Here is an 11,528-nt window from a genome sequence, read left to right on the forward strand (position 1 = left end):
CGCCGCCTAACCTATTTGTATGGGTACTGCTTTGGTTACCGGGGCTTCTTCGGGCCTCGGGGAAGAGTTTTGTTGGCAGCTCGCGGCCGCGCGGCACAATCTGGTGCTGGTTGCGCGCAGGGAGGATAAGTTGCGTGAAATCGCAGCGAAGATCGAGGCAGCCTCAGGCGTGCACACCGAGGTGCTCGTGGCGGACCTCAGCACCGCGAGGGGGCGCAAGACGGTTGTGGAGCGGCTCCGCCAAGATGAGCGTCCCGTTGGCCTGCTCGTGAACAACGCTGGTTTTGGTTTGGGCGTGCCGTTTCGGGAGAACAGCATGACTGCTGAAACGAAGGCATTGGATGTGATGGTGCGGGCCGTTATGGAGCTTACGCACGCGGCGGTGAATGCCATGTTTGATCGCGGTCACGGTGCAGTTCTGAACGTTTCTTCCGTTGCGGCAGACACTGGCATGGGCACGTATTCCGCACACAAGGCGTGGGTGAAGGCGTTTTCCGAGGGAGTGGCTGAGGAGCTGCGCGGGACGGGTGTGAGCGTCACGGCAGTCATGCCGGGCATGGTTAATACGGCGTTCCACGACAGGGTACAAACTGTTCCCGAGGAGGCTCCAAAAATCTCTTGGATCAGCGAGGCTCAGGTAGTGGAGCAGGCCCTCGCGGCGGTTCGCCGCCGTCAGGTACTGGTGACTCCCTCGGCGCGCTATAAGGTAGCAATGTTTGCCACCAAGATGTCGCCGCGTTGGATGGTCCGCGCGGTCATTTCGCGTCTGCCCCACATGTGAGTGCTTTGAACTCGCGGGCTTTAGCTATTGCAGCCTCGCTCCTACTGGCCGTGACAACCGTTGTGGGCGTGGCTGGAGCATTCACGGGTGGCCACCCGGTTCTAGGCGTCATTTTGGGCGTCGGGTTCTTGGGCGCGTATGCGGCTGGAATGATGCTGGGGCATCGTGCGCACGCCAGCTCTGAGGATTTAGGGCAGGGGGTTTCGCACGGGCGTTACACGATCGTGTGGATGTTGGTGCTCACCTTGATTTGGGTGGGCCTGCTGGCTGTGTCAGATACGGCCATTTGGCTTGCATTCGCGTTGGTAATCATCCAGGTTGGCGTGCTCGGCCCTTTGTGGGGCTCGGTAGCGGCAGGCATAACGGGCCTAATCGCCGTGGGAATTTCCGTTGCGCGACTACCCGCAGATCACCCGGTTGGCGCCGCAATTTTGGGACCACTCCTGGGCGTAGGCATTGCCCTGGTAATAACGTGGGCGGGAGTCACCGTGATTACCGAGGCGGCTTCGCTACGCAAAGCCCTTCGTGAACTGAGTCAGGCGCGCACGCTCCTAGACCGGGCCGAGGAAGAACGCATTTTGCAGCGTGAACGGGCGCGCATGGCGGGCGAAATCCACGACACGGTTTCGCAGGATTTATCCGGGGTGGCGATGCTGTTGCAGGTTGCGCAGACAAGCCGCGATCCGCACGAGGTCGCGCGGCTGATCGATCAGTCTTTGCAGGCTACGCAGGGGGCGCTCGCTGATGCCCGGCGGGTAACTAAGGCTCTGGCTCCGCGCGAGCTTTCGGCTGGGCGCCTCGAAGTTGCCCTTCGCGGCCTCGCTAATGAACCCGTCCTTAGGGGCTTGAACATCACTTTTGATATTGATGAGGGCGTGGCTACGCTCAACCTAGGGCAGGAAGCGGCGCTGCTTCGCGTGGCCAAATCCGCCCTCGTGAACGTGAAGGAGCATTCGGGAACCGCGGCCGCCACCGTTCGCCTGCAGACAGATGAGGGAGCCGTGCGGCTCGAGGTTGAGGATCGCGGGCAGGGTTTTGATACGTCCATGCCAGAAGACGGACGCGGTTTTGGTATTCCCGCCATGCGGGAGCGGATGAGTGAAGTAGGTGGCGCTCTAGAGATTTTTAGTGAGGACGGTGTGCTCGTGCGTGCCTCGGTTCCGATAGGTTCGGTGGGGGCCGAGTGAAGGTCGTAATTGTCGATGACCACGCGGTTGTGCGGATGGGACTGCGCGCGGTTTTAGAAAACGCAGACGGCGTTAGCGTGGCTGCTGATTTTGCGCGAGCTGAGGATGCTATCAACTGGCTTCGAGCCCACCCGGTAGACCTCGTGATCATGGACCTGCGGTTCAAACAACCTGGGGCAATGAGTGGCACCAGTGCCGTGCGAGAAATCAAACAGATGGGCGGGCCGCCCGTCCTCGTTGTCACAACATACGGGTCCGAACCGGAAATCTTGGGCGCTCTAGCTGCGGGCGCGGCCGGCTACGTTCTGAAAGATGCGGACACTGCGGAACTGCAACGCGCGGTTGAGACTGCGGCGCGGGGCAAACAGTTCTTGGGTTCGGGAGTGCAAGCGCAGATCAAACACAGCGGAATGCCCGAGCTTACGGGCCGGGAACTAGATGTGCTTCGCCTTGTGGCGCAAGGCAAAACTAATGCGGCCGCGGCTAGGGACCTATTTCTTTCTGAAGCCACGGTTAAAACTCACCTGAACCGCGTGTTTGAAAAACTAGCGGTGAACTCACGGACCGCGGCCGTGGCGAAAGCGCGATCCGTGGGCTTGTTGGAGGAGTAGGGCGAATTCAACCTTTTGGTTGATGTGGCCCGCGCTTTGCCTCACCACTATGGAAGTAGAAGTTTCGTAGTGTTGGAGGGAAAGTGCAGGACGCACAAAGGGCGCAATCAAGCGGTGAAACGGGTGTAGTGCAGGCGCCCTCGAAACGAGATTGGGGTGCGCTGGCGGTGCTCGCCGCTTCGCTGGGAGTGATCGTGTTAGACGGCACGATCGTGGGTGTGGCGCTGCCAAAAATCATTGGGGACCTAACACTGACGCTCTCGGATGCCCAGTGGGTGAACAGCTTGTATGCGGTGATCGTGGGCGCGCTACTACTTGCCAGTGGTTCTGCGTCAGACCGGCTTGGGCGGCGCAGGCTACTGGTGATTGGCATGATCATTTTCATGGCGGGATCTGCGGTCGCAGGTGTTGCCGGGTCGGCCGATGCGCTCCTGTCAGGCCGCGCGGTACAGGCAGTAGGCGCTGCGGGAATAATGCCGGCCACGCTCTCAACAGTGAACGCTCTGTTTCGTGGAAAGTATCGCGCGGCCGCGTTCGGTATTTGGGGCGCGGTAATCTCCGGAGCCGCCGCGATAGGTCCCCTGCTCGGAGGAGTGCTAACAGAGTGGGTTTCCTGGCGTTGGATCTTTTACGTGAACCTGCCCCTGGGCGCGCTACTCGTACTATTTGCCCTCAAGGTTGTTCCTCAAACCAGGGGTGAGGCCGGTGGGAAATTTGACGTGCTGGGTTTCGTGCTCTCCAGTCTGGCGCTTGGTAGCCTCGTGTTCTCCATCATTGAGGGACCGCACGTGGGGTGGTGGAAGCCCACTTCAGAGTTCAGCTTTCTCAGTCTTACATGGACGCAGGCGTCAGCGATCTCGGTGGTACCCATTTCACTAGCGATCGCGCTGGTCGCACTCGCGCTGTTCATCTGGTGGGAGTTGCATCTAGCTAACCGCGCCAACGGCCCTTTGTTGGACCTATCAATGTTCACAATCGGCACGTTCTCGTGGGGCAATCTCACGGCCGCAACGGTTGCAATCGGAGAGTTCGCCCTGCTGTTTGTGCTTCCGCTCTACCTCATCAACGCGTATGGGACCAGCGTGATCGATGCCGGTCTGATTCTCGCAGCCATGGCTCTGGGAGCATTCCTATCCGGAGGCCTTGCGCGCCACATCGCAGCCAGGCTCGGCCCGGCAGGCACAGTCATTTTAGGGCTTGGTCTGGAGCTTGCAGGAGTTGCCGCTCTTGCCTCCTTCATGGATCCGGCCAAGTCCCTGGCCTACCTCGTTGCCCCTCTTCTTGCGTACGGTCTTGGCCTGGGTCTCGCGTCTGCGCAGCTGACCGGCACCATCTTGCGGGACGTCCCCGTCACTAAATCTGGCCAAGGTTCGGCAACCCAGTCCACGGTTCGTCAGGTCGGTTCGGCGCTTGGCACAGCGTTCTCGGGCGGCGCGCTCGCGGTGGGGCTCGGTAGTTCGTTGCCGAACGCGCTGTCCTCGTTCAATTTGCCCGCCGCAAAGCTGGATGATCTGATCGCTGCCACGAAGGCTTCGGCGGGTTCAAATCTATTGCAAATGCGCGAGCAGATGGGCGCTGATTCTGAGCTGGTGAGTCATCTGGTGGGCGGTTTTGCGCAGGCAACCCGCTCTTCCCTGTGGGTATCCGCAACTTTCCTCGGCGTCGGGTTGCTGGGTTCGATTATGGTTTGGCTCGCGGCTCGCAAGTCAGATTAAAGAGGTGGTTCTCCACTGCATGCGCCAGCCTGCGCTAACGATCAGACAGACTTTTCTTGGTTAGGTTCCTCCACCGAGGGGCGAGCCTTATTCGTTTCTTCCGCTCGGACAACTTCCTCGGCTACCTCATCGGTTTCGGGCTCTTCGTAGTCGTCGAGGGCGTCCTCTTCAAGCTCTACGTTGGTGATCTCTTCGAAGTCGATCGTTGCCGGATGGTCGTAGGCCAGTCCCTCATCTTCCAACTCGTCTACCACTTCGAGCACGGAGCTGGTTTGCAGGTCTGAATTTTCAACCGGTGATTGCTCAATCGCCTCGGCAAGCTGGTCTGCGTGTCCTTGGTGGAAGTGCTTGTCTTTACGCATGAGTCGGCGCAAGAGTTTGCGGATGGCCATGCGGCGTGCGATTTCCTCACGAATGTCTTCTCGGCTTCGTACCCAGTGCACTACTAGCAGCAGAATCAGAAGCATGCCCGCGTAGCCGATCACCGGGTATAGGTAGCTCACAAACGTTTCGAATCCCACAAATGAGATCGCGAAGCCAATCAGTGCCATTGAAATCAGCCAGATGCGGAAGCGTTTTGGGTCGCCCTTCGAAAACCTGGAGGCGAGGGCGTAGTACATGCCGATCGCGGTGTTGAAGATCATGCCGAAAACCACGAACGCCATGACGGTGCCGAATGCGGGATGGATGCTGGTGAGCAGCATGAGGGTGGGCATGTCGGAGTGGCCCACTTTGTCGATTTGTGCAAACAGTGCAGAGGACGAGATGAGGATCAGCATCCCGTAGATTATGCCGCCCAGCATGCCGCCGCGTCCTGCTACGCGCGGGTCGCGGATTTGGCCTCCCATCACGATTGACATGGACACGGCCATTGCGAGCGACAGAGCCACGTAGTTTGCGGCGGAAACCCACCAGTTTGGCAGGGTTGATCCAACTTCAAGCGCCATGTCGTTAAGCTGCGCGAATGAGTAGTCTACGTGCGTGTATGACCAAATCGCAGCGCCAACGATCAGCACAACGATGAACGGTGTGATTGCTCCGATGATTGCGGTCACGCGGTCTACGTCAAGCATTCCAACCAGGATTACGAGGATGGTGATGATGACTGATCCCACCCAGACGGGTAGCCCGAATTGTTGGTTCAGGCTGGCACCTCCGCCGGCGATCATCACAAAGCCCATGCTAAATAGCGTGAGGGTAATGAGGATGTCGAAGAAGCGGGAAGTGATGGGCGGGGATACTTCGGTGAGCACGCGGTTGTGATCGCTGGCTAGGAAGAAGGAACCGAGTTGGAGGATCGCGTATCCGGCGATTCCGAGGATTATGAGAGCGAGGGTGACTGCCCACATTCCTTGGACGCCAAATCCTACGAAGTATTGGAGGATTTCTTTCCCTGATGCGAATCCCGCGCCTACTACCAGGCCTACGAAGGCCATTGCAACTGTTATTACTTGCCGGTTCATGTTTTGCCAGCTGTGTAGATTTGGCGGCTGGTACGCCTCAGCGTTTTTACTTTACCGAGTTTGCGCAGGTTTGGGGATTTTCGTTGCGCATGTAACGAAACGGGGCGTGGGTTAGCTCAATCGTGTGATTTTCGAGGGGAAGCTGGCTTTCGCTTACGATAGGGGTATGACTAACGATCCGCGCAAGGCCCGCCTGGCCGAACTTGTTAAAGAGCTTGCTGTTATTCACCAGAAGGTGACTTTAGCTTCGGGTAAGGAGTCTGACTTTTACGTTGATATGCGCAGGGCAACGTTGCATCATGAGGCGGCGCCTTTGGTGGGGCACGTGATGCTCGACATGCTTGAGGACAATGGTTTTGCACCGGATGATTTTGATGCCGTGGGTGGCCTCACGATGGGTGCGGATCCGGTTGCGACGGCGATTTTGCACGCGGCGGCCTCACGGGGCTTGTCTGTTGATGCGTTCGTGGTGCGCAAGGAAGCGAAGGATCATGGCATGAAGCGCCAGGTTGAGGGGCCTTCTGTTGAGGGTAAGCGCGTGATCGTGTTGGAGGATACCTCGACCACGGGTGGTTCTCCGATGCAGGCGGCTCGCGCGCTTGAGGAAGCGGGCGCGCAGGTTCTAGCTGTTGCGGTGATTGTGGACCGCGATACGGGTGCGCGCGAGGTCATCGAGGGCGCTGGTTACAAGTATTTGAACGCTTTGAGGTTAGAAGACCTCGGCCTCGCCTAATCTAAACATCTTCACTTTCACCTAATCGGGACGTGTACAGATTTTGTACACGTCCCGATAACGTGTTAAAAATTTCGCGAATTTTGCACAGGTCTAGATAATGTGTTAAAAATTCGCCATAATTTGTACACGTTCAATATGTGTGGAGGTGCAAGATGAGTGTTGATCCGAAAAAGCCGTATCAGGATCTGACGTTTCTTCCTCCTGCGTGTGAAGTGGAGACACCTCAGGTGCTTCGCGCAGTTATATCTGCCTCGAGAGCATTGGAAAAGGCAAATACAGCTGCAGAGCTCCTTCCAAATCCGCGCATATTGATTGACTCGGTCCCCTTGCTCGAGGCGCAGGCTTCGATAGAGATAGAGAACATCGTCACCACTAATGACGAGCTTTTCCGTGCAGCATTGGAAGTCGGTAAACCGACTCCCGCTACACGTGAGGGATTGCGCTACCGCGAAGCCATGAATCTCGGTGTTGCTTTGTTGAAAGAACGCCCGATCACCGTGAATATGGCCAAGCAAATCTGCTCACGTATAACGAATTTCGACATGGATATTCGTGGTGGCACGGGAACATACATTGGTAATCCAATAACGAAAGAGTGTATTTACACGCCTCCTGAAGGCAAGAGCGTTATCCTTAGGCACCTCGCTAACTGGGAGGAGTTCTTACACGAGGATGACTCGCTAGATCCATTGATCAAACTTGCCTTACTGCATTACCAGTTTGAAGCTATCCACCCGTTCTCGGATGGTAATGGGCGAACCGGCAGGATTTTGAACGTCCTCTATTTGGTTCATGCCGATCTGCTTACCAGCCCGATTACTTACCTGTCGGGTTACATTGTGCAACACAAGCAGGAGTATTACCGGCTACTTAATGGCGTAACGCAGCGAGGTGAGTGGATTCCATGGATCCTCTTCATTTTGCGCGCAGTGGAAGTAACTTCAAAGTGGACCAGTGATCTCATTTACGCCGTAAATACTTTGATTGACGAGGTTGTGGAGCTGCTGCGCGGTAGCGGCCTGCCGCAGCGGGATGTGGCGTTCATGCTGTTTGAGAAACCGTATGCACGCTACCGTGATTTCGAGGCCGAGCTGGGCGTGAGCCGGCAAACTGCCGCGAAGTATGCGGGCAAATTGGAGGCCTCGGGTTTGCTAGAAAAGGTGTCTGCTGGCCGCGAAGTGCTGTTTGTGAACGGCAGGTATCTTGATTTGTTGTTCAACACTGCACTGCCTAGGTGAAGCTATCGGGACGTGTACAGGTTTTGTACACGTCCCGATAACGTGTTAAAAATTTCGCGAATTTTGTACACGTCGCGGAAACGTGTACAAAATTTCAACACTTCGCGAGGTTAGCTACGTCCTACTCGCCGGATTCTTCGAGCAGTCCGGCTTCTTTGGCTAGCCGGTGGTTTTCGCGCACAACCTCGATCATGTCGGCAATCGAGTTCTTGGTGCGGTAGGGACGGAACGGGAAGCTCTGAATCTCGCTCTCGCTCGTTGAACCACTGAGAACGAGGAAGGTGCGCAGTCCCGCTTCGATGCCGGCTTGTACGTCGGTGTCCATGCGGTCACCGATCAGGGCGGTGACTTCAGAATGGACGCCAATCTTGTTGAGGCCGGCGCGTAGCATCATCGAGTTGGGCTTGCCCAAAAAGTAGGGCCTGCGTCCGGTTGCTTTGGTGATCATCGCGGCCACGGATCCGGTTGCGGGCAGGACGCCCTCGTCGGAGGGGCCGGTGACGTCCGGGTTGGTAGCGATGAACTTGGCGCCTGCTTCGATGAAGCGGATAGCCCGGGTGATGGCGTTGAAGTCGTAGCTACGAGTTTCACCAAGCACAACGTATTCGGGGTTCGTTTCAGTCATTACGTACCCGGCGCTGTGTAGAGCGGTGGTAAGTCCGGCCTCGCCAATGACAAATGCGGACGAGTTTGGCGACTGCTGGGACAGGAACGCCGCGGTTGCAAGCGCGGACGTCCAAATGTGCTCTTCGGGCACGTGCAGACCGGAGTTATCGAGGCGAGCGGATAGGTCTCGCGGCGTGTAGATCGAATTGTTGGTGAATACGAGGAACGGGATGTTCAGCTCGTGCATAGTGTCAATGAATTCTTGCGCCCCGTCGATTGCGCGTTCCTCGCTTACGAGAACGCCGTCCATGTCGGATAGCCACGAGGTGATTGGGGGCATTTCGTCTAGTGAAAAGTTTGTTGTGGTTTCCATATTTGTCTCCTTCTGTAACTGCTTTTAGCCTATCGTTCCAGATGATCGCGGGGTAGATGATCGCGGGTTTTGTGCACGCTCGTTCATGGCGGGCGGCTGGCTTTGACGGTTTCTCGCGTTGTTTGTATGTTCGAGGGCGTGGCAGAAATAGACAAGAATGAGGTGCGGTCGGTTCCTGGTAGCGGCGTGGGGCCGTGGCCGGGTGCTGAAGAGAATTGGCCGCAGGGCGATCAGTATGATCCGGTGCTACTTCGCGAGGGTGATACGCGCAATGTGGAGGATCGCTTCCGCTACTGGTCGAATGAGGCGATTAAGGGCTTCCTAGACAGTGTGGGCAGGCCGGATTGGCTTGAAGTTGCGGTGCAAAACTTGGGGCACGACTTCAATATTGGGTCTATTGTGCGCACGGCAAACTGTTTGGGGGTCCGCCGCGTGCATATTGTGGGGCGTCGCAGGTGGAACAGGCGCGGGGCGATGGTGACGGACAGGTATTTGGAAGTTGTACACCACCGGGAGATAGACGAGTTCTTGGACCATGTGGGTTCGCGCGGTTTGCACGTGATTGGGATTGACAATATTGAGGGGTCCAGGCCGCTGGAGGGCCGGGAGCTTCCCGATAAGTGCGTGCTGGTGATGGGGGAGGAATCCACGGGGCTCAGTGAGGATATGGCACGGGCGTGCGAATCTGTTTTGCATATAACGCAGTATGGTTCTAGCCGGTCGATGAATGTGGGGCACGCTGCGGCTATCGCTATGTGGGCGTGGGTTATCCAGCATGGGAGCGATCCAGAAGGCGCGTAGCGGGGGCAAGCCGAATAGGGTTGTCAAGACTTTGGACGCTAAAGCATTGCGAACCTAAATGTGGGATAATGGAGAAGTCAAAATGTCTAGGCAAGGAGGCAATTAATGCCTATCGCAACCCCTGAAGTTTACAACGAGATGCTGGACCGTGCGAAGGAAGGCAAGTTCGCTTACCCGGCGATCAACGTTACTTCTTCGCAGACCTTGACGGCTGCTATTCAAGGCTTCGCCGAGGCCGAGTCTGACGGTATTATCCAGGTTTCGGTTGGTGGCGCCGAGTACTGGTCTGGCGCCACGGTTAAGGACCGCGTAGCTGGCTCGCTTGCAATGGCTGCGTACGCTCGTGAGATTGCTAAGAACTACGATGTGACGGTTGCGCTTCACACGGACCACTGCGCAAAGCAGAACCTTGATTCTTGGATTATTCCGATCATGGAGCTCGAGGTTGAAGAGGTTAAGGCTGGCCGCCTTCCGTTCTTCCAGTCCCACATGTGGGACGGCTCGGCTGTGCCGTTGAAGGAGAACTTGGAGATCGCGCAGAAGATGCTTGATCTTGCTCAGAAGTCGCACACCATTCTTGAGGTTGAGATTGGTGTTGTTGGCGGCGAGGAAGACGGCGTTGTTGGCGAGATCAACGAGAAGCTTTACACCACCACTGAGGATGGTATTGCAACGGTTGAGGCTCTGGGCCTTGGCGAGAAGGGTCGTTACCTGACTGCTCTTACGTTCGGTAACGTCCACGGTGTTTACAAGCCTGGCCATGTGAAGCTTCGTCCGGAGATTCTGGGCACCATTCAGGAAGAGGTTGGCGCGAAGTACAACGCTGGCGATCGTCCGTTCGACCTGGTTATGCACGGTGGTTCGGGCTCGTCTGCTGAGGAGATCCGCACGGCGGTTGAGAACGGTGTTATCAAGATGAACGTTGACACCGACACCCAGTACGCTTTCACCCGCCCGGTTGCCGAGTGGATGTTGCGCAAGTACGACGAAGTTCTGAAGATCGACGGCGAGGTTGGCGTTAAGAAGTCTTACGACCCGCGTTCGTGGGGTAAGGCTGCTGAGGCTGGCATGGCTGCTCGCGTTGTTGAGGCTTGTGAGCGCCTCGGCTCCGTTGGCACCAAGATGAAGTAAGTCGCTTCTGGCTTCTTTTGAAGGGCGCGTCCAAATGGGCGCGCCCTTCGCTATGCGCGGTAGTGTGACTGAAGTAAGTATTTTTGCGAGGCCGGTTAGTTCTGGCTAGAGGGAGCGCGGTTTGGAAGCGGTTGCGTTGGCGGCGGTGATTGGTGTTGGCGTGGGCGTTGTGGTTGGGGCGCTTGGCGCGGGAGGTGGCATACTTGCGGTTCCGGCGCTGACTTACCTGCTGGGCCAGACTCCGCACGCGGCTGCCCTCGGTTCGCTTGTGATTGTGTTGGCAACCGCATTGTCTGCGTTGCCGCAGCGGCTTCGCGCAAAAACTATCCGGGTGAAGCAGGGCTTGATTTTTGGGGCGATCTCGATAGTTGGTTCTGTGGTGGGTGGGCGTTTGGCCGCCCTGGTGGATGGCAACGTGTTGATGCTCTTGTTCAGTGCGATGCTGGCCGTGATGGCGGCAGTGATGATCTGGAAGGGTCTGCGTGAGCGCAACCTTCCGGGCGGCGAGGCGCCGCGGGGTAAGCCGCGCGGCCTCGTGGCGATAATATTGGCAGGCCTGGGAACTGGATTCTTGACGGGATTTTTTGGCGTGGGAGGCGGCTTTATTGTGGTGCCGGTGCTCACGGTTGTGCTTGCGTTTGGAATGAGAGAGGCAGCAGGAACCTCTTTGATTGTCATGTCGATGGCTGCAATTGGGGGCCTGGTGGCTAGAGCGGGCAACACGCCGCCAATCGATTGGGGTGTTGTGGTGGCGTTCATGCTGGGGTCGATGAGTGGCGCCGTGGTTGGTGGTCCCCTTTCTAGCCGGGCTAAGCCGTATCAACTGACACTAATCTTTGGGCTACTACTAGCAGTGGTTTGCATAGCGAGCTTGAGCGCCACGCTA

11 protein-coding genes are annotated in these 11,528 nt (G+C 57.2%); 9 read left to right on the forward strand and 2 right to left on the reverse strand.

Annotated features, from left to right (window positions below):
- The first annotated feature begins 19 nt into the window (after window positions 1-19).
- The 4 genes from HMPREF1628_RS05430 (at window position 20) to HMPREF1628_RS05445 (ending at window position 4,294) form a co-directional block, all read left to right on the forward strand.
- On the forward strand, window positions 20-781 hold the full coding sequence (locus HMPREF1628_RS05430; RefSeq protein WP_034508924.1) for an SDR family NAD(P)-dependent oxidoreductase: 762 nt from the start codon (window positions 20-22) through the stop codon (window positions 779-781).
- Window positions 778-1,968: a sensor histidine kinase gene (locus HMPREF1628_RS05435; RefSeq protein WP_156956897.1), complete on the forward strand. Its 1,191-nt coding sequence runs from the start codon at window positions 778-780 to the stop codon at window positions 1,966-1,968. Before HMPREF1628_RS05430 ends, HMPREF1628_RS05435 begins: the two co-directional genes overlap by 4 nt.
- A complete protein-coding gene (locus HMPREF1628_RS05440; protein ID WP_034508931.1) occupies window positions 1,965-2,579 on the forward strand; it encodes a response regulator transcription factor in 615 nt (204 codons plus the stop codon). Before HMPREF1628_RS05435 ends, HMPREF1628_RS05440 begins: the two co-directional genes overlap by 4 nt.
- A gap of 83 nt (window positions 2,580-2,662) precedes the next feature.
- A complete protein-coding gene (locus HMPREF1628_RS05445) occupies window positions 2,663-4,294 on the forward strand; it encodes an MFS transporter (protein ID WP_052038899.1) in 1,632 nt (543 codons plus the stop codon).
- A 41-nt stretch (window positions 4,295-4,335) separates the two neighbouring features.
- On the opposite strand, the gene HMPREF1628_RS05450 is transcribed toward HMPREF1628_RS05445, so the two are convergent.
- Complete coding sequence (locus HMPREF1628_RS05450) at window positions 4,336-5,757, reverse strand: YkvI family membrane protein (protein ID WP_198030406.1); 1,422 nt, start codon at window positions 5,755-5,757, stop codon at window positions 4,336-4,338.
- 166 nt (window positions 5,758-5,923) lie between these two features.
- Here HMPREF1628_RS05450 and pyrE point away from each other — a divergent pair, with 166 nt between their 5' ends.
- Both pyrE and HMPREF1628_RS05460 read left to right on the forward strand, forming a co-directional pair.
- Complete coding sequence (gene pyrE / locus HMPREF1628_RS05455; protein ID WP_034509104.1) at window positions 5,924-6,490, forward strand: orotate phosphoribosyltransferase; 567 nt, start codon at window positions 5,924-5,926, stop codon at window positions 6,488-6,490.
- Between the two features lie 155 nt (window positions 6,491-6,645).
- A complete protein-coding gene (locus tag HMPREF1628_RS05460) occupies window positions 6,646-7,731 on the forward strand; it encodes a Fic family protein (RefSeq protein WP_034508935.1) in 1,086 nt (361 codons plus the stop codon).
- A 121-nt stretch (window positions 7,732-7,852) separates the two neighbouring features.
- On the opposite strand, the gene HMPREF1628_RS05465 is transcribed toward HMPREF1628_RS05460, so the two are convergent.
- Window positions 7,853-8,710 (reverse strand): HAD-IIA family hydrolase, encoded by an 858-nt coding sequence (locus HMPREF1628_RS05465; protein WP_034508938.1) that lies wholly within the window; start codon window positions 8,708-8,710, stop codon window positions 7,853-7,855.
- A gap of 126 nt (window positions 8,711-8,836) precedes the next feature.
- Between HMPREF1628_RS05465 and HMPREF1628_RS05470 the strand changes: the two genes are divergently transcribed.
- The 3 genes from HMPREF1628_RS05470 to HMPREF1628_RS05480 all read left to right on the forward strand — a co-directional run.
- Entirely contained in the window at window positions 8,837-9,511 is a 675-nt protein-coding gene (locus HMPREF1628_RS05470; protein ID WP_034508941.1) for a TrmH family RNA methyltransferase, read from the forward strand.
- A gap of 105 nt (window positions 9,512-9,616) precedes the next feature.
- On the forward strand, window positions 9,617-10,642 hold the full coding sequence (gene fbaA, locus HMPREF1628_RS05475) for a class II fructose-bisphosphate aldolase (RefSeq protein ID WP_034508945.1): 1,026 nt from the start codon (window positions 9,617-9,619) through the stop codon (window positions 10,640-10,642).
- A gap of 121 nt (window positions 10,643-10,763) precedes the next feature.
- The coding region (locus HMPREF1628_RS05480) for a sulfite exporter TauE/SafE family protein (protein WP_034508949.1) at window positions 10,764-11,528 on the forward strand (765 nt) is incomplete at its 3' end.

The sequence above is a fragment of the Actinomyces sp. S4-C9 genome (genome assembly GCF_000758775.1).
Lineage (GTDB): Bacteria > Actinomycetota > Actinomycetes > Actinomycetales > Actinomycetaceae > Gleimia > Gleimia europaea.